23 protein-coding genes are annotated in these 22,128 nt (G+C 55.0%); 16 read left to right on the top strand and 7 right to left on the bottom strand.

Features of this window, described 5'->3' with window-relative positions; genetic code table 11:
• The 4 genes from AC1Q5O_RS16045 to AC1Q5O_RS16030 are packed head-to-tail and all read left to right on the top strand — an operon-like array spanning position 1 to position 2,896.
• On the top strand, positions 1 to 684 hold the full coding sequence (locus AC1Q5O_RS16045; RefSeq protein ID WP_492564237.1) for an amino acid ABC transporter permease: 684 nt from the start codon (positions 1 to 3) through the stop codon (positions 682 to 684).
• Between the two features lie 10 nt (positions 685 to 694).
• Complete coding sequence (locus AC1Q5O_RS16040) at positions 695 to 1,348, top strand: amino acid ABC transporter permease (protein WP_492564235.1); 654 nt, start codon at positions 695 to 697, stop codon at positions 1,346 to 1,348.
• The gene (locus AC1Q5O_RS16035; protein ID WP_223616060.1) at positions 1,332 to 2,060 is read left to right on the top strand and encodes an amino acid ABC transporter ATP-binding protein; all 729 of its coding nucleotides are present in this window, start codon (positions 1,332 to 1,334) and stop codon (positions 2,058 to 2,060) included. The genes AC1Q5O_RS16040 and AC1Q5O_RS16035 overlap by 17 nt, the downstream gene beginning before the upstream one ends.
• A 50-nt stretch (positions 2,061 to 2,110) precedes the next feature.
• Positions 2,111 to 2,896: a transporter substrate-binding domain-containing protein gene (locus AC1Q5O_RS16030; RefSeq protein ID WP_492564232.1), complete on the top strand. Its 786-nt coding sequence runs from the start codon at positions 2,111 to 2,113 to the stop codon at positions 2,894 to 2,896.
• Between the two features lie 59 nt (positions 2,897 to 2,955).
• Here AC1Q5O_RS16030 and repC read toward each other — a convergent pair whose 3' ends face one another.
• The 7 genes from repC to AC1Q5O_RS15995 all read right to left on the bottom strand — a co-directional run bounded on the left by repC (position 2,956) and on the right by AC1Q5O_RS15995 (position 10,220).
• A complete protein-coding gene (gene repC / locus AC1Q5O_RS16025) occupies positions 2,956 to 4,302 on the bottom strand; it encodes a plasmid replication protein RepC (RefSeq protein WP_492564230.1) in 1,347 nt (448 codons plus the stop codon).
• A gap of 207 nt (positions 4,303 to 4,509) precedes the next feature.
• On the bottom strand, positions 4,510 to 5,577 hold the full coding sequence (gene repB, locus AC1Q5O_RS16020; RefSeq protein ID WP_492564228.1) for a plasmid partitioning protein RepB: 1,068 nt from the start codon (positions 5,575 to 5,577) through the stop codon (positions 4,510 to 4,512).
• Positions 5,578 to 5,586: 9 nt separating this feature from the next.
• The gene (repA, locus tag AC1Q5O_RS16015; protein ID WP_404928898.1) at positions 5,587 to 6,870 is read right to left on the bottom strand and encodes a plasmid partitioning protein RepA; all 1,284 of its coding nucleotides are present in this window, start codon (positions 6,868 to 6,870) and stop codon (positions 5,587 to 5,589) included.
• Positions 6,871 to 7,848: 978 nt separating this feature from the next.
• A complete protein-coding gene (locus AC1Q5O_RS16010; protein ID WP_492564225.1) occupies positions 7,849 to 8,343 on the bottom strand; it encodes a hypothetical protein in 495 nt (164 codons plus the stop codon).
• Between the two features lie 824 nt (positions 8,344 to 9,167).
• On the bottom strand, positions 9,168 to 9,398 hold the full coding sequence (locus AC1Q5O_RS16005; protein WP_492564772.1) for a RidA family protein: 231 nt from the start codon (positions 9,396 to 9,398) through the stop codon (positions 9,168 to 9,170).
• Entirely contained in the window at positions 9,395 to 9,589 is a 195-nt protein-coding gene (locus AC1Q5O_RS16000; protein WP_492564223.1) for a hypothetical protein, read from the bottom strand. The genes AC1Q5O_RS16005 and AC1Q5O_RS16000 overlap by 4 nt, the downstream gene beginning before the upstream one ends.
• A 76-nt stretch (positions 9,590 to 9,665) precedes the next feature.
• On the bottom strand, positions 9,666 to 10,220 hold the full coding sequence (locus tag AC1Q5O_RS15995) for a DUF2165 family protein (RefSeq protein WP_492564222.1): 555 nt from the start codon (positions 10,218 to 10,220) through the stop codon (positions 9,666 to 9,668).
• 378 nt (positions 10,221 to 10,598) lie between these two features.
• Between AC1Q5O_RS15995 and AC1Q5O_RS15990 the strand changes: the two genes are divergently transcribed.
• From AC1Q5O_RS15990 to AC1Q5O_RS15935, 12 genes are all read left to right on the top strand, one after another.
• Entirely contained in the window at positions 10,599 to 10,892 is a 294-nt protein-coding gene (locus AC1Q5O_RS15990) for a putative quinol monooxygenase (protein WP_492564219.1), read from the top strand.
• Positions 10,893 to 11,433: 541 nt separating this feature from the next.
• On the top strand, positions 11,434 to 11,670 hold the full coding sequence (locus AC1Q5O_RS15985; RefSeq protein ID WP_492564217.1) for a hypothetical protein: 237 nt from the start codon (positions 11,434 to 11,436) through the stop codon (positions 11,668 to 11,670).
• Positions 11,670 to 11,978: an NUDIX hydrolase gene (locus AC1Q5O_RS15980; protein ID WP_492564215.1), complete on the top strand. Its 309-nt coding sequence runs from the start codon at positions 11,670 to 11,672 to the stop codon at positions 11,976 to 11,978. Before AC1Q5O_RS15985 ends, AC1Q5O_RS15980 begins: the two co-directional genes overlap by 1 nt.
• Positions 11,979 to 12,600: 622 nt before the next feature.
• Positions 12,601 to 13,191, top strand: coding sequence for a TetR/AcrR family transcriptional regulator (locus AC1Q5O_RS15975; protein WP_492564213.1), 591 nt, complete (start codon positions 12,601 to 12,603; stop codon positions 13,189 to 13,191).
• Positions 13,192 to 13,234: 43 nt separating this feature from the next.
• A complete protein-coding gene (locus AC1Q5O_RS15970; protein WP_492564210.1) occupies positions 13,235 to 13,717 on the top strand; it encodes a Rid family hydrolase in 483 nt (160 codons plus the stop codon).
• Between the two features lie 70 nt (positions 13,718 to 13,787).
• A complete protein-coding gene (locus AC1Q5O_RS15965; protein ID WP_492564209.1) occupies positions 13,788 to 14,927 on the top strand; it encodes a serine hydrolase domain-containing protein in 1,140 nt (379 codons plus the stop codon).
• A 250-nt stretch (positions 14,928 to 15,177) separates the two neighbouring features.
• Complete coding sequence (locus AC1Q5O_RS15960; protein WP_492564206.1) at positions 15,178 to 16,224, top strand: LacI family DNA-binding transcriptional regulator; 1,047 nt, start codon at positions 15,178 to 15,180, stop codon at positions 16,222 to 16,224.
• Between the two features lie 3 nt (positions 16,225 to 16,227).
• On the top strand, positions 16,228 to 17,181 hold the full coding sequence (locus AC1Q5O_RS15955) for an ABC transporter permease (RefSeq protein ID WP_492564204.1): 954 nt from the start codon (positions 16,228 to 16,230) through the stop codon (positions 17,179 to 17,181).
• On the top strand, positions 17,181 to 18,077 hold the full coding sequence (locus tag AC1Q5O_RS15950) for a carbohydrate ABC transporter permease (RefSeq protein ID WP_492564202.1): 897 nt from the start codon (positions 17,181 to 17,183) through the stop codon (positions 18,075 to 18,077). The genes AC1Q5O_RS15955 and AC1Q5O_RS15950 overlap by 1 nt, the downstream gene beginning before the upstream one ends.
• The gene (locus AC1Q5O_RS15945; RefSeq protein WP_492564200.1) at positions 18,061 to 19,545 is read left to right on the top strand and encodes an extracellular solute-binding protein; all 1,485 of its coding nucleotides are present in this window, start codon (positions 18,061 to 18,063) and stop codon (positions 19,543 to 19,545) included. The genes AC1Q5O_RS15950 and AC1Q5O_RS15945 overlap by 17 nt, the downstream gene beginning before the upstream one ends.
• Entirely contained in the window at positions 19,514 to 20,716 is a 1,203-nt protein-coding gene (locus tag AC1Q5O_RS15940; protein WP_492564770.1) for an ADP-ribosylglycohydrolase family protein, read from the top strand. The genes AC1Q5O_RS15945 and AC1Q5O_RS15940 overlap by 32 nt, the downstream gene beginning before the upstream one ends.
• A 35-nt stretch (positions 20,717 to 20,751) precedes the next feature.
• A complete protein-coding gene (locus AC1Q5O_RS15935; protein WP_492564199.1) occupies positions 20,752 to 21,807 on the top strand; it encodes an ABC transporter ATP-binding protein in 1,056 nt (351 codons plus the stop codon).
• The last annotated feature ends 321 nt before the right edge of the window (positions 21,808 to 22,128 follow it).

The raw sequence follows: 22,128 nt of genomic DNA, 5'->3' as shown, positions 1-22,128 counted from the left end.
ATGAATTACCAGTTTGATTTCGAAGCGCTCCTCCCCTACTGGCAAAGCTTTCTTCAGGGCGCGGTCACGACAATCGAGATGACGGTTGTCGCGGTGGCCATCGGGCTCGTCATCGGGGTGCTTTGCGCCATCGCGCGGCGCAGCGCCTATCCCTGGTTGCGTCTCGCCGTGGGCATCTACATCGAGATCGTCCGCAACACACCGTTCATCGTCCAGATATTCTTTATTTTCTTCGGATTGTCGTCGATCGGCCTGACCATGCCGGTGTTTTTCGCCTCGGTTTTCGCCATGGTGATCAATGTCGGAGCCTATACCGCCGAAATCGTGCGGGCGGGCATGGAGGCGGTGCACCCCGGCCAGATCGAAGCGGCGGAGGCGCTTGGGCTCTCCCGTTTCCAGATTTATCGCGACATCATCCTCATGCCGTCGATTGAACGCGTCTATCCCGCCCTGACCAGCCAGTTCATCCTGATGATGCTGTCAACGTCGATCACGTCACAGATATCGGCGGAGGATCTGACGGGTGTCGCCAACAATATCCAGTCCTACACCTTCCGCTCGTTCGAGACCTACATCGTCATCGCCGTGATCTATCTCGTCATCACCTATCTGCTGCGCTTCGGATTTCACGCGATAGCACTCGCGATCTTTCCGCGCCGCCGCAAGCTGGGAACACCCCTGTGAGGACGCTGCCATGACCGACGGTTTCACCGTAAATCATCTCGTTTACCTGCTGCACGGGCTCGTCTGGACCGTGGTCCTTTCCGCACTCGCTTTTGCGCTCGGCGGCGTCGCGGGGTTCTTTGTCATGCTCGCACGCACGTCAACGATGCGCTGGCTGCGACGGCTGTCCCTCATCTATGTCCAGATCATTCAGGGAACGCCGCTTCTCATCCTGATGTTCGTCATCTATTTCGGCCTCGGCGTCATTGGCATTGAATTGCCGCCGCTGATGGCTGCCGGTGTCGGCATGATGATCTATTCCAGCGCCTATCTCGGCGAAATCTGGCGCGGATGCGTCGAATCCGTGCCACGCACCCAGTTCGAAGCCGCCGAATGCCTCGCCCTGACCCGGTGGCAGGTGCTTGTGGATGTCATCCTGCCGCAGGCCATGCGCATCGCCACGCCGCCAACCGTCGGTTTCATGGTCCAGCTCGTCAAGAATACCTCGCTTGCCTCCGTTGTCGGCTTTGTCGAGCTGACCCGCGCCGCGCAAGTCATCAACAATTCGCTTTTCCAGCCCTTTCTCATCTTTGGCATCGCCGCAGCCTTCTACTTCTGCGTCTGCTATCCGCTGTCGGTCTGGAGCCGTTCTCTCGAGAGGAAACTGAATGTCGGCCGCCGTTAAACTCCATGAAGTGATCAAGCGTTTCGGCTCCGTCGAAGTTCTGAAAGGCGTATCCTTCGATGTGGCACCGGGAGAAGTGGTGGCGCTTATCGGGCAATCCGGCTCGGGCAAGAGCACCGCGCTGCGCTGTATCAACCGGCTTGAATCCATTCAGGGCGGGAGTATCGAAGTCTGCGGGCACCGCGTGGAATCGCCGGAGCTGAATATCCGGACGTTGCGCCAGGACGTGGGCATGGTGTTTCAGAGCTACAATCTGTTTCCGCACATGAACGTGGCGGAAAACATCATGCTCGCGCTGCGCCGCGTCAAGAATATCGGCCGTGCCGAGGCGTTCGAGACGGCAAAATCCGTTCTCGCCAAGGTTGGACTGATCGAGAAAATCGAAGCCTATCCCGAACAATTGTCCGGCGGCCAGCAGCAGCGCGTGGCAATTGCCCGATCGCTCGCCATGCAACCCAAAGTGATGCTGTTCGACGAGGTGACTTCGGCGCTCGATCCGCAACTGACGGGCGAAGTTCTGCGTGTGATGGAAGATCTGGCCAAGGGTGGAATGACCATGATCGTTGTCACCCATGAAATGGCCTTTGCCCGCAAGGTCGCCAACCGCGTCATTTACATGAATACCGGCCGGGTCTGGGAGACCGGTACCGGTGACATGCTCGTACGGCCGGAAACGCAGGAATTGAAGGAGTTCCTGGCAAACGGCCTGTGACTGCAAATCCGGTCAAAACCGGCGTGACTGAATCAACTGGGAGAGAGAACATGAAGACGATGATGAAAGTGGCAGCCGCCGCCGCGGCACTCATGATAGCGGCAACGATGGCGCAAGCCGATGTGCTGGAAAATATCAAGAAATCCGGAAAGGTGCGCATTGCTGTCGCCATGGGCAGCCCCGAATATTCCTATGTCGACAGCGATCTGAAGGCGACAGGCTCCGATGTCGAGACCGCCCGCCTCATTGCCAAGGACCTCGGCGTCAAACTGGATCTGGTCGAGATTACCAATGCCGCCCGTGTACCGACCGTCCAGACCGGAAAGGCGGATATGGTCGTCTCCGCACTCGGCATTACCGAGGAGCGCAAGAAGGCCATCGACTATTCCGTTCCCTATGCCACGCTCAGCCTGATTGTCGCCGCGCCCAAGAATGTCGAGATCAAGAATTACGCCGATCTCGCCGGCAAGCGCATCGGTGTTACCCGCGCCACGACAAATGACATGGACATCACCCAGAACGCGCCCGGTGCGCAAATCGTACGCTTCGAAGACGATGCGACCCTGATCACCGCCGCCGTATCCGGTCAGGTCGACATCATCTCCAGCCAGTCAGCTGTGCTGGGCGGCCTGAACAAGAAACGCACCAGCAATCCGCTTGAACTCAAATTCACCCAGAAGGAAACCAATCTGGGTATCGCTCTGCCGAAGGGTGAAAAACCGTTGCAGGATTGGCTCAACAACTGGGTAAAGACCAATTTCGCCAATGGAACGCTGCGGACTGTTTTCAAGGAGTTCCACAACCGCGATTTGCCTGACGATCTCACCTCTCGTTGATCTGAGGCGCAAAAATGCTGGATCAGGGGTGCTCGCGCGCCCCTTTTCGCTGTCCGCGCCTATGCCCGCCCCTCCCCATTGAGCGCCTTGATCACCGGAATGACCGAATACTGGCCAATTTCGGCCCTGTCGGTCAGCGCGCGCAGATATCCGCCGGGTGAGCGAATTTCGCCGGCCCGCTCCAATATTGCGGCAATGGTGATGGAAGCGTTGATATCCCCCATGGTTTCACGCGCCCTTTCCCAGGCATCCGGCGAAATACCGAGCATGGAGCGGACCAGACCGGCGGTCTGCATCAGATCACGCCAATCCCCGATGTCATTGCGGGCATAATCCCGGATTTGCGGGCAGGCTTCCAGGACGGCGCCCAACGGCAGCGCCGCGGTCTTCACCGGCCCGGCGGCCAAATCCCCCGGCCGGGTATCGCTGTGCTGCGCCCGTTTCAGTTTGGCGTCCAGCAACCGCTGGCGCATTTTTGACATTGCCTGGTTGCGCCCGGCTTCTGCCTTGTCGTTCTCTTCCGCGTCAGCATTCCCGTTACCTGCAGTTTCAGGCGCTGCCGTTCGTTTCTGGCTTTTTTCGGAAGCCCTTTCAAAATGGTGGTCTATATTTGAATTCTGAATATGGTGCTCAGAAGAAGAGTCAGTGCCGCTCATTTCTTCGTTTGAAAGTGTATCGAGATAGGCTTTTTCGACCTTGCTGCGCAGATCCGCAAGCGCATCCCGCCTTGTTTTCATGGTCTCCAATGGCAGATGCCGGCTGACGCGCCCCGAGAGGGCTGCCAGTTCATCCGCATAGGCTTCCCACGCGCCTGGACGTTCCTCGCTCAGTCCAGCGTCAATGGTCTTGGAGACATCGCGCAGATGGATGGTGATTTCGCTGCGGACGCGATGAATGGCGCGCTCCATGTCCCGCGCCGCGGCCGCATGTTCCCTGATTTCATCGGCGCGCAGTGCCAAGGGCGACAGGTCGAACCCGAATGCGTGCTCGATTTCCCCGCCTTCCCCGCGCCGGGCATAGCGTTTGCCGTTTGGGCTGTCGCGCCGGATGATCAATCCCGCTTCCACCAGCGCGGCAAGATGCCGGCGAATGGTCGCGGACGACATGCCACGCGTGCGCATGGATAGCTCCGCATTGGACGGAAACACGACCAGCGGTGCGCTTCCGTCAAGCAAGGTCTCGGGATAGAAGCTCAGAAGCGCCTCCAGCACGGCAATGGTGCGATCCGACAGGAAGAAAGCCGCGCGCGCCTGCGTCAATTCCCGCAGCAGCGCCCATTTTTCCGGGTGATTGGTATCGCTACCGGCCAGCTTTTCACGCGCACGGGCCGTCTTTTCCTGCACCGCGAACATGGCATGCGACAGCGATCGCCCGCCAAACGGCGTCGTTGCAAAACGATCAGTCATTTTCTCTACCTCAAATTGAGGCAAGGGAAAGGTGTTGCCGGAACGCGTCCAACGCTTGACAAGTCAGGTAGGAAGTGATTCTCTAAAATTGCTACATTGAAGAGGGCTTCCGGAGCGGTAACGTTCTGGGGGCCTTTTTTCTTGCCGTTGTTCCTTCTCTTTGTTCTTTCCGTTCAACGCTTACTCAAAACCAGAATAACGCCCGTCTCAGGCTTTTTGCCCGCTCCTGTAGCGCTGCAAAAGCCCGTCTAGCTCGCCAGCCACAAACTCCACGAACCCCTCGGGAACCGTGTCGGCAAAACTGATCGACCGCTCCTTTTTGCTGTTCAGAAGCTGGGCGATGAAATCACCATTGCCGTCGCGTATATGCCTTGCCGCTGCAGAATCGGCTTTGGCTGCCGCAGCTGGCCTGTTGAGCTCCAGCAGCCGCTCGAATACCGCTTCAAAGCGGCCGTCACTGCCCTGCAGCTTGAAATGGTCCTGCTGCACAATCGCCTGCGCTGCCGTTCGGCCATCCGGCTTCTTCAACAGATCAGCCAGTTTGACCCAGCGCGGCCGGCCGATTTTGGGTGCGGGGCCAATGGCCTGCAAAATCGGTTTCGGAATGGCATCCACGACCTGGAGGTAGCGGGTCATCTCGGCTTTGTGCAAAGCCAGGGCATCCTGTACCACCGACCGGCTGAAACCGCGGTCAATCAGGTTGCGGGCAAAGAAAGCCCGTTCGATGAACGAGAGATCGCGCCGTTCGGCATTTTCCTTGCCCTGCGCCACCACAAGCTGGGCATCGCTCAGCTCACGGACGATCGCCTGCACCGGCAGCTTGAGTTCCGCCGCCGCCCGCAGACGGCGATGGCCGTAGGCGGTCTGGTAGTACCCCCTCCGCTCCGGATGCGGCCGGACGAGAATGGGAACCTGCTGGCCATTCAGCTTGATGCTCTCGACCAGTTCCCTGAACGTCTCGTCAAGGCCGAAATTGTGGCTCAGCCGGTCTTCGACAAAAGAATACTCAATAAGCTGGGGATCAATCTCGATGACCCGTTCCGCTCCCTCGAGACTTTCTCTAATCTTGCGGGCATCCTCCAGCTCACGCGAGATACCGCCGAGCGAAAGGCCCATAGCCTTGATGGCACCGGACGCCGTGCGCTGCTTCGGTTGCTCAGAAGGAGGAGTGTTGTCCATCGGAGCCGTATTGAGCGGCGTCGGCTCCGGCTGGGGAGCCGTATCCACCGTTCCGAAAAGCGCTTTGAGTTGATCCCTGCGGTTCTTGTCAGTCATTTGCTTGCCTCACACAGGCCGGTTCCAGGCCTTGAAAATCAGGCCCTGGATTTCAGCATTGACGGAGGACAGCGATTCAATGGCCCGGTCATAGGTTGCCCGGGTGAAACTGTCGCGTGAAACTTCATAAAGCGTCTGCTTGGTGAGGCCGGCGTCGGAAAACGCCGTCGATTTCACCACGGCCGATGTCAGCACGCGATCACCGAAGAGCGAGCGCAGGAAGCCGGCAATCTGCTGCTGCGGCGCGTCATTGGGCTCAAAGCGGGTGATGAGATAGCGCATGAAATCGAAATTGAGTTCGCCGCCCGCCTCGCGCACCACGGCCAGAAGATCCGCCGTCATGAACAGGAACTGGCTCATGGACGCCACATCGAGCATCTGCGGATGCACCGTGACGAGAACCGACGTGGCGGCGCAAAGCGCCGACAGCGTCAAAAAGCCGAGCTGCGGCGGGCAATCGATGACGACCACGTCGTAATCATCCGAGATCGTATCCAGCGCCGCCTGTACCCGGGCAAAGAACAGCTGCTGTTCGATGCTCTGCTGCGCGCCATGCTGGCGGTCGGCGAGCATTTGCGGTGTGGTGTGCTCGAATTCCTGCAGCTCGAGATTGCCGGGAATAAGATCGAGCCCGTCAAAATAGGTCTTGCGGATGATGTCGCGCATCAGGCGCCGTTCACCGTCATAGCGAATGGCCCCGTAGAGTGTGTCATTGCCGGTCAGATCCAGCTCCGGCTGGTAGCCGAACAGCGCCGACATCGATGCCTGAGGGTCAAGATCGACTGCAAGGACGCGAAACCCGGCCATGGCGAGGTGCTGGGCCAGATGCGCGCTCGTCGTGGTCTTGCCGGAACCGCCCTTGAAATTGGTGACCGCGATCACCTGCATGTGTTCGTTGGCCGAGGGATCGCGATGCGGCAAATAGGTTCTGGCCTTTGGGCCGCCGGCGTCAGCGAGATGATGGCGCAGCGCATTGATCTCGGCGAGCGAGTAAAGCCGGCGTCCATTGGCACCGGTTTCCGGCTGGGGCCCCTCGCCGGCAATGGAAAGCTGGCGCAGATAGCCGTCGGAAACACCGATGAGCTTTGCCGCCTCGCCGCTGGTGAATTTGCGCAGGGCCTTCTGGGCTGTAGGCGGAAACAGTCGGTTGCGCATCGCCTGTAGCTGCGCCGACAGCATTTCTGCGTCGGCAGCGATGGCCCGGTCTGCGGTCAGGGCAGCGGATGGCTGTGGCACAGCCGCCAATTGCGCGCCATCCGGTTGAGTTGTCTGTACCGCATTCATCATAGTCACGTATCGTTCCTGTGCGCCTGTTCAATAGAATCGCATCAGCGCAGGATGAGGATGCGCCGATTCGACAGAAATACCAAAGAGGGTAACGCTGGCTGGTGATTTAACGCTGTTAAACAGCACTAACATTCAGATTTACGTGTAACGCTTATATCGCAGGATACCCCTTAAAACCGTAAGTAAACTGCTGAAAGAACCGAGTCGCGTCAAGCACTTTATAGTTAACGCAAATTAACCATTAAGGCAGCACCCCGTTTGAAAGCACGGATCACTTGTTTCGGCGCTTAACGAGAGTCCCAAATAGCCCTTAATTTGGCGTTCTGGCACTTAACGGGAGTCCTAAATCGATTGTAGCTAAATTTATTACCGGATCCTGGGCGAAATGAATGGTCGGCTTTTACAAGGAGTTCCAACGGAATATTGACAAGCGCTTTAAGCCGTTAAGCGATGACCCCTTTGGGTTTCTTACATTCCAGGCGCAAATTTCATGGGGAGATAAAAAATCCGATGGGATTGAAAGAAGTCGCATCTTCTTAAGAGTTAAAACTAGGCGCAGCTGCGCGTCCTCACCTCAATACATGCAATTTAGCCGAATCGCGAATTTGGAATTTCTGCTTCGATGCCTCTGGGAATTGCCCGAAGAAGCACCGCACTGTCCTTCACACACTAGCATGATTGCGCCGGCAAACGTGCGCGACCATGATCAATAATGATCTGAGGAGATTCCGATGTTGCAAGATTTACGGAATTAGGTGGCAAAAACCACCAGATTTGAAATCCTGCGTGCAACAGCCTTGATCGAGAAGATCAGGAGATATTTCTTCGTGAGAAAGCACACGACACCAGTGAAGGACGCTCGATCCAGGTAACTGAATTATTGATTTGATTGACAGCATCGCAAACATATATTGAGCGTTCGGTTCACAGAATCCGTACGTCGCATCTACGAGGCGAGGTCGCAATTCAAAGCGCTCGGCCGTGCTATTTTTGCCTACTCTTCATGTCGCCGAACACCTTCTTGATGTCAGCCATTTGTTCATCCGCTAATTTGTCGACTCCCTCGGAGATGAATCTGGTAATATCCAGATTGAGCTTTTCCGTGAATATGACACCGGATTCCTTGAAGACATCTTGGCCACAATCGGCGTTGAGGGCTGCCACCGAACTGTAGGCAGGGCCGATAGATTCAACATAAGAAGCAGTGGCAACGGTGACATCAGCCTGTCTGCTTGCCAAATCGATGTTCATCTTTCCGATCCTGCTGGAATAACGTGCCGATGCCATGAGTTGGGTTGCCCTATCCAAGGAAAACTTCGCCCGTTTATATTCCTTGATCGCGCTCTCAAGCCTCTTGATGAGGTCGCTGCAGACAGGCGTAGCCGTCGGCGCGCTCGGATCAGTGTTTTGAGCCAGCGCACTCGACAACGTTGAAACAAGCGCCATCGTCAAAACGACGGCAGGGCTGAGTTTCCTCATTCAACCTTTCCTTAGCTGTGCGAGCAATCCATATGATAGCATCATTCATCCGGAACCCAAGATGGGTGATGACAGGCAAGCTTTACGCCTGTCCACTTGTTCGTTGGAGAGATGTTCGACGGAGGAAGAACTATTCGCTACACGTAGGCACGGAAGAACTCGAACTCGGCTAGAGTAACCAAAGTTTTCTTAATACCGATTTTCTCGAAGCTGGAAGATCGACTGCAAGGATGTCGAACGCGGGCATCGGTCTACCAACTCGGAACGTTCGGAACGGCCCGCAAGGAACTAAAAGCTTTGGTTTCGAACCCTTGAGAAGAGACTCAGGAGTTAATAACGAACGGACTATTCCTAGCTGTATCAGGCGGTTAATAGGCCATTGGTGGTCCTTGCTACCTAATTCAGGTTTTTTACATCGCCCTAACGGCCGTGATACGCGCTTTGGGAATGTTACAAGTCGCGCCGTTGATCTCCTCGTCACCGCCATTTTTGGGCCAATATCAGCAAGAGATCTCAGCAGGCTCGTTGTACACACTAGAAAGTCGCGAGAAAATGAACAATTATGGGCACCTTCGATTGGAATGTGGACGGAGATGACGAACAACGCGATCTAGCAATCGCGGCCGCGATCGGGCAGGTACGATCAACCTCATATTAATGCGCGCACACTCAGTCGGCCAAATAGCCCCGAAGCTGCGCTCTTCCACACCCTTAGCGATGCCGGCCGCGGCATAGCCTGCGTCCAGCTCGGCAGCGCCAACATTAAAGTCGACGCGCTCGACCTGCCGATCGAACCGAGACAGGTATACGTCTCGACCGCGTGTTCATCGCAACGCCGCTATCGCCTCGATTTCGAACAACATTCCATCCAATGCCAGCTTTGGCACGGGAATTAACGTGCAGGTTGGCTTCAGGCCGCCGCCAAATGCAACTTCGAACTCAGCACCGAGAACATGCAGTTTCTCCTGAGAGTGATCGACAATCAGCACGGTAACCTTGGCGACGTCGCTCATTTCAGCCCCCACTGCGGAGAGAGCGACGCGAAGATTGTTCAGTGCTTGGCGTACTTGCGGCTGGAAACCCGGTTCAAGCGCGCCCCGTTCATTCCCCCTCCCTGCCCCGCGATAAAGACGAGCCGCGCTCCCGCTTCAACAGCAGCAACATGGGAATAGCCATTGGCGGAAGGATCATAGAGCCCACGCAGATTAATAAGAGTGACGGTTGATTTTGGCGAATGTTCGGACATTGCATTTCCTTTCAGGAGGTCTTTGTAATTGTTCGCGGGATCCATCCGCTTGCGAAATTTGACATTGAAGGCCAGATCAGGAGCCCGGCATATTCATCAGCACGGCGCTAGCAACGCCGATGCCGATCAGCACAAAATGGGTAATCTGCGTGCCCTCCTGCCGGATGTAGTAGGCAAACCACGCACCACCCAACAGCATGACCATCGCCATTGCGACGAATGCGGAGAGGGCCAAATTTGCCCATTGAACTGCATCGATATCTGTCCCGCCAGCAAGCACGCCGATATAGGCGAAGGCCGCACGGATGAGGAGTACGGCAACAGCCACCTCAATGAGTAGAATGAAAACATAGACGGCTTGATGCCAGCTTGCGCTCTTGACCCGCCGCGACAACAGCGGCGAATCGATTGCCGGATTCTGATCAAACAGCTGCATGCCCATCAAAGCGCCGATGGAGCGCACGCCGTTTCGAAAGGCAATGACATTGTTGACGACAATCACCACAAGCCAGAGCGCTAGTCCAGAAAGCAGAACAGTTTTAAAAAGGGCAAGTGAAGTTAGTTGCGTCATATCGATATCACCGAAACAGGAGTTGAAAGAGGCGGAACAATTTACGCCGGATAACCTCAAGACGATCCATGAACCCCAATTGTGACACGGTCCATGAATTTTCTTGGGCCCGACCCTGCGGGTGAAGGGGTGTCAAATTTGCCACCTCCGAAACCGCGGGGATCATGATCACGTTTAGGGGCACATGTTGAAGAGGCGCAATAACCTTGGATTTGATCCGTCTTGAGCTCGGCGCAAGTAACGCGTGACATTTCGATGATGGGCATCAAATTTTCGAATAGGGCCGCAATGCCTTATCCGAGGCGGATTTTATGGGAGCGCAGGTTTGTGGACGGCCGTTGCGCCGTCCCTCGGCTTCTATCATATTCGGTAACGGCGGATAAAAAGACAGCCGTGGCAGGGCAAGTGAAGCGCAGCCCTTAAATTGAAAGGTGTAGTATGGATAACAGAATAGGGGCGGTTAGACTCTCCGGTTTCCTGCGTTGCTCATCGATAGGGGATATTGACTTGGTTAAACAGTATCTTCCCGATCATCTTCGTCTTACCAGGGCGGAGCCGGGTTGCATTTCCTTTGATGTGTCGCAAACCGATGATGCTCTGGTGTGGCGGGTCGAAGAGCTGTTTGTCGATCGTACCGCCTTCGATTTTCATCAGCAACGCACCCGCGCGTCCGCGTGGTTCGCTGCCACGTCCACCATTCCGCGGGACTACAATGTCACGGCACCCGAGTAGCGTTCGTGAAGAACCGCATTTTGCACACAGCCGGCAAGATGAACGAAATTCGCCATCGGCAAGTAGGTGGAAGAGCAATATGACGACATACCAGCCATAGATTTGCATGGAACTCCTGCGGTCACCCGAGGAAGTTCATATTTGGCTCAGTATTTCGAAAAAGGCAGCTCTGAAGCTTCAAAAGCCACTGAGCGCTATTGATCTGATTGTGTTGCCTCAATGAGCTGGGTTAGAAACATCCTCGCAACGCGGAAAGACGCAACCGAGCAAGAAGGTAGCGAAAGACCATATATAATGGATGAATTGTTGAAGCGCTCCAGTTGGAAAATTCTCGGCTGATATTTCGTGAGCATGATGGCGGTTGCGGTGATAGTCGCAATTATCTGCGATGATTACCTATCGTTTTGGGTGACACTGGTATTGGCCGGTGGTTTTGTTGTCCCTGGTCAAACTCTCATCAAAGATAAGTTTGTTACGAGCCGCGGGATCGCACCTCCTGTATCGGAAAACAAAGTGGAATATCCACCCCAGGAACACTCTAGTGAAAATCACCGGACCTGAAGCACCAGGCAATTACCCTGATCGGTTCGAAGACTGCCAGACGGCAATCGTAGAAGTGTTCGTTCAGCTGGTTGTCGAAGCGACACGCGCCGGATGGCATCATGAAGAAGTCTTAGCCGCTATCACATCGGTTACCGACATCACCGCACTTGCCCTGGATACCAAGGGAAAGACAGACGTTGAGATTCGCCTGACGAAATTGATCAAGAAGAAATAATGACAATCGACAGTGATCGGATGCTCGAAGTTCTTGAAACCGAGATGGTTTACGAGAACCCGTTTCTTACCGTGAAACGTGTTCGACAACATATGATACAAGGACACACCGCAAACTTATTCATACGTGAAGAGGCCCACGCAGCGGTTTTCCTACCTGTGAAGCCGGTTGGACAGTTTGTTATGCTGAAAGAGTTGCGTGTGGGGCCAGGAAAATTCCTAATGGAAATACCCGGCGGCGGCGCAGACAAGAACGAAAATCCTGAACATGCGGCCTGCAGGAAGACCATCAAGGATGGTTGGCTATGATGGTGAGCTGGTCTACTTAGCGTCAACCTTCGTCTCTGCGTATTCATCTGCACGCAAGCACATTTATCTCATCCTGAATGCGGTGTGGGTCCGGTCGGACAAGATGGGCACAGATGGCGAGTGACACCCCAAAGCACGCCGACCCGGCAACGCCGGTAATGATGCGCGGTGACTGTGATGCCGTAGGAGATGGCGATAGCAGCGACGATTCCCCCTATCGTGTAGACGGCAAGCAAGCAAAGCAGTGCACGTTTGTTTGCAACACCGGCTTGAGAAGAGCAGTCGTTAGTAGCGGCCCGCCAACCACCCTCCTCGCTGCATAGATCGAGATCAAATATCCAACCTCGGCAATCGGCACGCTAAATGCAACTGACAACAACGGCATCATCCCGGCAATCGTGAACTCCGAAGTCGTCAGCGAAAGATCGTCAATCCCAGGACAGACCACAAGAGGTATCTTCTGCCTCGCCGGCATTTCTGTTGAAGCTCTCAAAGGAGCGTTAGGATCAACGACGTTCATCGTTCGCAATCATTTTCTATAATTTACACTACATAATTCGGCATCCAGCTTGTCTAGTTTGCTCAAGCGATTTATATAATTTTCACTATAGAAAGGAACGCCATGGCAATTCGAGGCCGACCGCGCAGTTTTGACCGCGATGATGCGCTGCAGCGCATAATGGAAGTGTTCTGGGCCAAGGGGTATGAGGGCACTCAGCTCAATGACCTGACGGCAGCGATCGGAATTACCCCTCCAAGTTTTTATGCAGCCTTCGGCTCCAAGGAAACGGCGTTTCGCGAGGCGGTCGATCTCTACGTAGCAACCGTTGGGTCTGGCACCCTGCGTGCACTCGATGAAGGCGCGACCACGCGTGAATCGATACGCGCCATGCTTTTGAGCAGCATCCATACAGCCCTCAGCGCACCGCAATCGGGCGGCTGCCTGCTGATCCTCGGTGTCGTCAACTGCCAGATTGAAACCGAACCCTTACGTCAACTGCTCCGGCGCATTCGCAAAGATACCGAAGCGCACATCTATGCCCGGCTGCAACGCGGCATGGCGGAGGGTGACCTGCCGAACCCGAGCAACATCCGGGTGCTGGCCAACTACTACAGCGCCGTGATGCAAAGCCTTTCGATGCAGGCCCGCGATGGTGCCACAAGAGATGAACTGGAGGCTCTCATCGATCCGTCAATGACGGCCATATCATAAACGGCCATCGCCGAACGATTACTCCAGGAGCCGAAAGAAAACAATGCAAGATAAGACTGCTAACTCCGTCGACCACCATGCCACATCCACCGGAAAGGTCGTGGTACCTCCAGCGCTGCGAGCCGACGTCGAACAGTTTCACTATGCCCCAGCCCGGCGCGCTGGAGATTTCGTCTTTTTGTCCGGCGTGGTGGCCAGCAACGGGCAATCGGCACCGATGAACGCCGAGAGCTTTAGTCGCGAACTGCGCCGTGTCTTCACATTGATGGAGCAATTGCTGCATGCCTGCCAGGCACGCATGGAAGATGTGGTGGAACTGCAGATGTTTCACGTGTTCGGCAGTGACCGCCTGGCATTGGATAAAACTGAACAGCTGACGGTAATTGCACAGATTCGGGACGAGTTCTTTCCTGCTCCCTACCCTGCCTGTGTGGAGCTGGCAGTCGCTGACCTCAATCCCGAAGGCGGCTTGGTGGAAATTAAGGCGACAGCATTTGCACCGTTGGTGCCGCACCGTGATATCTAGCCTGTCGAGGGCTCGGTGATGCTGGCGTACAGTCTTGAATTATCAACGACAAACACGACTTGGAGTGGTCATGATCAAAGTTGAAAAGGCCTTGGCAGCTGCGGCTGCCCTGCAACCGGGCGCGATTGTTGCTGTTCTCAATGACAAATCATCACTGCTGACAGCGGGCTATGTTGACACGGAGCATTCCTCGAAGCTGAAGCCGGACGCAATTTTCCGTATCTCGTCCATGACCAAGCCAATCACGGCTTTTGCACTCATCATGCTGATCGAGAAGCTTCAGATTGGCTTGTCCGATCCGGTGGCCAGGTGGCTGCCGGAATTGAGCAACCCGAATGTGCTGGTTGATTTGAATGGTGATTTGGACCGAACAGTCCGCGCCAATCGCGAAATCACCGTTGAGGATATCCTTACTTCGCGACTAGGCACCGGCATTGTACCCGCTGCGCCCAACAGTACACCAATCCAGAGAGAGATAGAACGCCAGCAACTTGTCGGTTTTGGGCCGCCAAACCCTGCAACGCCCATGGATCAAGATGAGTGGATCAGGAGGCTGGGCAGACTGCCTCTGTTGGCGCAGCCCGGTGAGCGATGGTTTTATTCGGTGGCATCCAATGTGCAGGGAGTGCTGATCTCCCGTCTCGCGAAAATGCCATTGTCGAAATTCTTGCAAGAGCATATTTTTGAGCCATTGGGCATGATTGACACGGGCTTCTACGTCAGGCCGGAAAAACTGGCTCGACTGACGCCGGCATATTCAAGTGACTTGGGCCTGTCCGATAGCCAGAAGGACAGCGCCTGGTCAAAGCCTCCAGCATTCGAAGGTGGAGAAGGCGGCTTGGTCTCAACCGCCGCCGACTACATGGCCTTTGTCAGAATGTTGCATGCACAGGGCAAGACACCCCGAGGACAATTGGTCGGCAAGGAATGGATCAGTCGCATGTTCACTGATCATCTCACCCGCGACCAGCGAACCGACGCAGCCTATTTCCTGGACGGTCGTGGCTGGGGATACGGCGTCTCGGTCGATGCGGGCCGCTCTTCCGCTGAAGCCATGCATGGAACGATCGGTTGGGCGGGTGGATTGGGAAGCTCCTGGCTCAGTGACCTCAACAATAAAAAAGCCGTGGTGGTTCTCTGCTCCAGGGCTCTCGATGATCCCGAGGTCTATTCAAGTCACCAAGCTCTGCAGGATGTAGTGCTTGGTTAACCGGCATTGCTGTTCGATCCCAGCCTGGGTTCAGCGTCACAGGTGAGGAAGTTGCCACTTCAATGGCTCGGCCCACTGCCGTCAATGACATCAACGTGCCGTAGCAAAACGGCGGAGAGGATGGTGACGCCCGTCCTTAGTACGCTATTCACACGGCCTTAGCGCAGCTCAGTTGCTCACACTGTTTGCCGACTTGCGCCGACGACAATCTCGTGGTAACGTTCCCACACAACAGCAAAGCAGAGCGCCCATGCAACGGAAGCGTCCGACAATAATCGATGTGGCAAAGAAGGCAGGCGTATCAAAGAGTACGGCTGCCCGAGCGCTTTCCGGTGCGTCCAACATTACCGATGATGCGCGGGAACGGGTACGAAACGCTGCGAAAGCCTTGGGTTATGAACGCAACGATCTGGCAGTCGGCATGCGATCGGGGAAAACTGGACTGTTGGGTCTTGTTGTTCCCGATATTGCCAATGCTTTTTGGGCGGAGGTTGCCCGCGGCGCTCAGGACCGAGCGTTTGAAGCAGGATCTTCACTGCTTGTCTTTTCTTCTGATTGGCAACTGAACCGGGAAGAGAACCATTTGCGGGCGCTACGTCAAGTGCGGGCGGATGGAGCAATCCTCAATCCGATCTCCGATAGCGTGAGCGATCTGGATCGCACTGCCTTGCCCTTTGTACTGATAGGATCAAGCGCCGAGCGCATTCCTGATGTTTCCAGTGTTGGGTCCGATATTCATCAGGCGGTGACGATCGGATTGGATTATTTTGTTTCAATGGGGCACTTTTCACCTTGCCTCATCCTCGGTCCGCACTCGCGGATAGCAAGAGCCCGTTTCCTGCGTGCAGTCTACGACCATTGCCTGGCACGCGATTTCGACCCTGCCTTGCTCGAAATAGAAGATGGGGAATATACGGTCGACGGCGGTTATCAGGCGATGACGCGGCTGATGGCGTCCAAGCGGACTGGCCATCTCTCGATCTTTGCTGCCAACGACCTGATGGCACTCGGTGCATTGCTGGCCGCACGTCATGCGGGCCTGCGTTGCCCGGAAGATGTTTCCATCATTGGTTTTGACGGCATCCCGGCAGGAGCATATTCCGACCCGGGACTTACCACCATCGAGAAGCCAGGCAGAGCAATAGGCCGTCAGGCCGTCAACTCCTTGTTTGATGAGATCGAAGGGCGTCCTGATCGCGGTCGCATCCATTTGCCTTGCCGCCTCATTGAACGCAGCAGTGTGCGCGATCTTTTGCCGCCTGCCACTAAGGTGTTTACCGCTACGGGAGGAGCGTAAGACATGCACGCATCATCAAAAGCCAGATCAACTGTGCAAAATTTTGGGAACGTTCCCATATCCAATTCGTTCAAACACGGCTTTCGGCGTTGGTGGCCCTTTTATCTTATGATGGCACCTGGCATCGTGTTCTTTTTCGTCTTCCATTACTTGCCTATCTGGGAAGCACGCATCGCGTTCGAACAGGTCAGGATCATTCCCCCCAATATCTGGGTTGGGATGAAACATTTTCTCCTGTTGTTTTCTTCACCCATCTTTTGGCAGGTCCTGGTCAATACCCTCATCATCTCGACCATGAAGATGGCGTTCTTCTTCCCAGTGCCAATTCTGGTCGCACTTCTCCTCAATGAGGTTCGCGGTGGCAGTCTGCGAAAGTTCATCCAATCGGCCATTTATCTCCCGCACTTTCTCTCCTGGGTCGTAATCGCCGGCGTCTTTATCGCAGCACTTTCGCCAACCGACGGTGCGGTCAACAATCTGCTCGGGATGGCCGGTATTGCGCCGAGGCCCTTCATGACCGACACCGGTTCCATCCGCTGGGTGCTTGTGTTCACTGAGATCTGGCGCTCTGCCGGCTGGGACAGCCTGCTCTATCTTGCCGCCATTATCGCGATCGACCAGCAATTATACGATGCCGCGGAAATCGATGGTGCCAATCGCTGGCAGAAGATCAGGCACGTCACCCTGCCCGGCATTGCGCCGACGATTGCCACGCTCTTTATCCTCAATGCCGGCATGTTCCTGAATGCCGACCTCAATCAGGTCATTAATCTTTCCAACGACGTTGTCCGCACGAAGATCGACATCGTGGACACCTATGTCTACCGGATCGGACTTCTGGGCGGCGAATACTCGCTGGCAACTGCGGCTGGCCTGTTCAAGGCGGTCCTTGGCACGATCATGATCACAGCAGCTCACTTTGTATCCAAGCACCTTACTGGCAAGGGAGTCTGGTAATGGCCCTATCGCGCAAGACTCCGCTCGAACGTATCGAATATGCGTTGATTGTTTCCACATTGCTGCTGCTCGTTGTTGTAACGGTGCAGCCCCTGCTTAATCTCTTGGCTATTTCGTTTTCCGAGCCGGCAAAGGTGCCGGGAATGAATGGCCTAACAATTGTTCCAAGCGGCCTTTCATTCGATGTATGGAGTGTATTGCTGCAACACCCCAATGTGCTGCGCGGGATTTTCAACTCCATATTCATAACGGCTTCAAGTACCCTGATTGGCGTCGTCGGTACGGCACTGATGGCCTGGGGCCTATCGCGACCCGGCCTCCCAGGAAGACGGACATTGTTCGTTCTGGTGCTTGTCACCATCGTCTTTGAACCCGGCATCATCCCCGATTATTTCATCAACAAGCGCCTGGGGTTACTCGACAGCTACTGGTCAGTGATACTCTACAAGGCGGTGAACGCCTGGTATCTCATTATCCTTGTGCGGTTCTTTGAGGAAATTCCGGCCGAGCTTCTGGAGGCAGCAGAACTCGACGGCGCAAATGCCTTTCAGGTCTTTTGGTATCTGGTTTTACCAATTGCCAAACCGGCATTGGCAACGATCTCCCTGTTCTACCTTGTCTTCCATTGGAACGAGTTTTTCCACGCCATGATCTATCTGAACGACCAGAGCAAGTGGCCTCTGCAGGTGGTGCTGCGCCAGTTCGTTATCGATGGAGACAAGCTCGCCATCGTCGGCCTCGATAAGGCCACCAGCAATACCGGTTCCGGGCAAATGGATTTGAGGTCTCTGAAGGCAGGCATGATCATTCTGACGATCGTGCCAATCCTGGCAATCTACCCGCTGATCCTCAAGTTCTTCACCAAAGGCACCATGAGCGGTGCGCTCAAAGGTTGAAGCAGGAATACCCAACAAACGAGAAAAACAAGGAGGAGAATACATGCAACGTATGATTACTTTAATGGCAACAACAGCCCTGACCGTGAGCCTCTTCGTCTCTGCCCCGGCAATGGCAGACCCGGTCAAGATCCGCATCGTGGCCAAGGATTTTGTGCCATCCAACCCCGATGACGTGAAGCACGTTCAACGCATTGAGGACGCACTCAAGGCGCAAGGGGTCGACGTTGATATTGAACTCGTCAATCTGCCCTCGTCCGGTTACGCCGACAAGCTATCGGTGATGCTTCTCTCGGGCAATATTCCCGATCTGATCTATTTCCAGGGCGGCGATACCAAGATGGTCGAACAAGGGATTTTGACAGATCTGGGCCCGCTCGTTGCCGATACAAAGTATCTCAAAAATGCCTTGTGGCCGCAAAATATCGAACGTCTGAAGAATTATCCGTACCTGCTTTATGTCTTTCCGGCGCGCGCTCCACAACCGCTCATTCGCAAGGACTGGTTGGATAAGAGCGGTCTTAAGGCACCGGAAACTGTCGACGACTACGTCACGCTGTTCAAAGCTTTGCACGACAGCGATCTGGACGGTAATGGCGTCAAGGATACCTACGGCGTGACGATGGCCGAGAACACCAATGATCTGGATTCAATCTTCAATCAGGCGTTCGGTGTCACCGGTAGCTGGATGAAGAACGCGGCCGGTGACTGGGTCAGTTCACGCGTAACAGTGCAGGAACAGAACAAGATCGCGTTTTACGCCTCGTTGCGGGCGCAGGGCCTTCTCGATCCGGAATACATCACCAACAAATTCGATGTGAAGGAAGACAAATTCTACACCGGCAAGGCTGGTGTGATCTTCTCGTCTTCGGCGGAAAATGTCGATGTCTATCGCGGTAAGATGCGTCAAGTACATCCCGGTACCGAACTTGCCCTGCTTCCTATTCCGAAGGGCTCGGGCGGCACGGGTTTGGCTGCTGTCGATGTTTCGAGGGAATCGCGGGGATTTGCGATCTCGGCGCTTTCGGAACACAAAACCGAGGTGATGAAATTCCTCGACTTCATGGCGAGCCCCGAAGGCCAGATGTTCGATCGCATGGGCTTTGAAGGAAAGGAATACACCAGGGACGGTGCCGCCTTCAAAGTGACTGACAAGATATCAACCTGGTATTCGCGCATCATGGCGGCAGCCAACTGGCAACCGCCAGTCATTTGGCAATCCGAAGCCGCCCAGCAGTGGCTGGCTAATATCAAGACATTCTACAAGCCTGACAACGCCTTTGTCTGGCCTGCCGAATACGCACCCGATCTCGATGCAACCGAGAGCGTGTATCGCGCCTGGGTTTACAAGTTCATCTCCGGCCAGGCCAAGATGGATCAATGGGATCAATATGTCGCCGAATGGGAAAACGCAGGCGGTGCGCGTCTCAACGAATATGCAAGGACCATGCTCAATGCAGCCAAGTAATATAGAACCACTTTCTCTGAATGGCCGCATCCGCGCGCTTCTTCACGGTATCGCGTTGGGCGACGCTCTGGGAGCGCCCGTTGAAAAACTCTCGGCCGATGAGATTGCCGTGCGTTACGGACGAGTATCATTGCTTGATACGGATTGGCACAAGATGGCACTCGATGCCACGGCAAGGAATGGCAGAGTACGCGGCAATGGCATTGTCACGGACGACACGCTGATGACGCTATGCCTCATGGATATCTACAGCGAGACACGCCGGCATTTGGATGCTTGGGACATGGCAGACGGCATGGTGCGCCAGATAGCGTGGGTCCCACGTTATGTGCCTGAACTGCAGCGCGAAGCAATGTTGATAGAGCGGCTGTTTTATCCGGAAAAATGGATATTTCAGCGTCATCAGCTTGCCTCGTGCGACCCTCGTCAAGGGGGGATCGGCAACATGGTCAATTGTGGTGCAGCCATGTACGTTGCCCCAATTGGGGTTGTGAACGCCTGTGACCCCAAAGGGGCATATGACGAGGCCATAGCTTTTGCCTCGGGCCATCAGGAAAGTTTTGGCCTCGAGGCGGCAGGCGTGATGGCTGCAGCTGTTGCCGCAGCCTTTGTACCCGGCACAACGATTGAAGCTGTCATCAATGCGGTTTTGTCTCTTGCCAAGGACGGCACCGCAAAGGCGATTGCCGATATTGCCGACGTGGCGCGCCGGCAGAAATTGGCCGGTGCAGACTATCAAACCCTTGTCGCTGCGTTTCACGCGGCAATGGCCCCCTATTCGCCCATGGGCGACGACGTAAATCACACGCCCGACAAGGCTGGCCGTTTAACGGGTGCCTATCAGCCAAACCGTTTGGGTGCCGTCGAGGAATTGCCGCTGGCATTGGGTTTTTGTCTCTTCAATAATGGCCATTTCCGCAGATCGATTGAAGACGGAATCAACTCCGGACGGGACACGGATTCTATCGGCGTAATGGCAGGCGCAATTCTTGGTGCCATGCACGGCGAAAACGTCATCGACGCCGCCGATCGCCTGCAAATAGACACGATCAATCGGCTGGACCTCAACGCCGCTGCTGACGCGTTCACGGAAACCGTCCGGATTATCCACGCCGCCGATCAGTCGGTGAGTGACGCGCGTGCCAGGGATCGAGCGGTCCTGAGCGTATAATTACGAACTTTAAAAGCTGCCGGGAGGAACGGTGCATGTCGGAAATTGAACTTAGAAACGTAGCCAAGGCATATGGCAGCGTGCCCATTCTGGACGATGTTTCGCTTGGTATGAGCGAGGGCGAATTTGTCGTGCTTGTCGGCCCGTCAGGCTGTGGAAAATCCACATTGCTGCGCATGATCGCCGGACTGGAGGATATTACTTCCGGCGAAATCACCATCGGTGGCAGGATCGTCAATGACATCCCGGCGAAGGAACGGGATATCGCCATGGTCTTCCAGAGCTATGCGCTTTATCCGCACATGAAAGTGGCAGACAATATGAGTTTTGCACTGAAGCTTGCCGGCGCTTCAAAGGCCGAGATCAGCAAGCGCGTGGCCGAAGCCGCGGAGATACTCGGGCTTGACAAGCTTCTCGATCGTTTGCCGCGCGAACTTTCCGGCGGGCAACGGCAACGCGTGGCCATGGGACGAGCCATCGTTCGTGATCCGCGCGCATTCCTTTTTGATGAGCCCCTGTCCAACCTTGACGCCAAGCTTCGCGTAAAGATGCGCGGTGAAATCAAAAAATTACATCAACGGCTTGGTAAAACGATGGTGTATGTAACTCATGATCAGACAGAAGCCATGACCATGGCCGACAAAATCGTGGTGCTCAACGGCGGAAAGATAGAGCAGGTTGGCGCGCCGCTTGAGCTTTACGAAAATCCATCCAACCTCTTTGTTGCCGGATTTATCGGTTCTCCGGAAATAAATCTGTTGCAAGGAAAGGTCGACGGGCGGTTTGTACGGCTAAGGGACGATCTGCTGCTGCCGCTACCGATCGGCATTGCTGTTCCTCAAGATACAAGCATCGTCTATGGGGTACGCCCGCAGCATATCTATCCGGATGGCAATGGCTTCGCCGCCGAGGTTGTTTTGGTGGAACCAACAGGCGACGCGCAAGAAGTCCGGATGCGGTTTGGGATAACAGACGTCACAATGGTTTTGCATGAAGCAACACCCATGCGAACAGGTGCGCAGGTCAATGCCAGCTTTGATACGGCAAAAGTGTTGTTGTTTGACGTTGAGACTGGCAACCGCATCAAGTGATGCGGTATCACAATAACTGCAGAGAAGGTGGAATTGGGATCATAACCAGCCACACCGTGAATTTGGTGTGGAGAGAGGAGTAGCCTTCTCTCACCCGTATTTGATCACGTCCTCCCAGAATTGAGAAGTGCTTCTGTCGATCCAGATTACGACAATCAACGTTCGAATTTTATGGAGTTTTCTTGCCCACAGCAATTTGAACCCAGCCCCTTCTTCTTACTACGCACTTGCCAAAGTTTGTAGCGGAGCCGCCTGAGCCCTGTGGGTTCCGTTGCAAATGAAGAAGCTGGGTCAGGTTATTATTCTGAATATGTAATATTC

The sequence above is a fragment of the Phyllobacterium sp. MT110 genome, from assembly GCF_058792715.1.
Note: the sequence above shows the minus strand (reverse complement) of the source record. Positions and strands in the feature narration are given on the sequence as shown.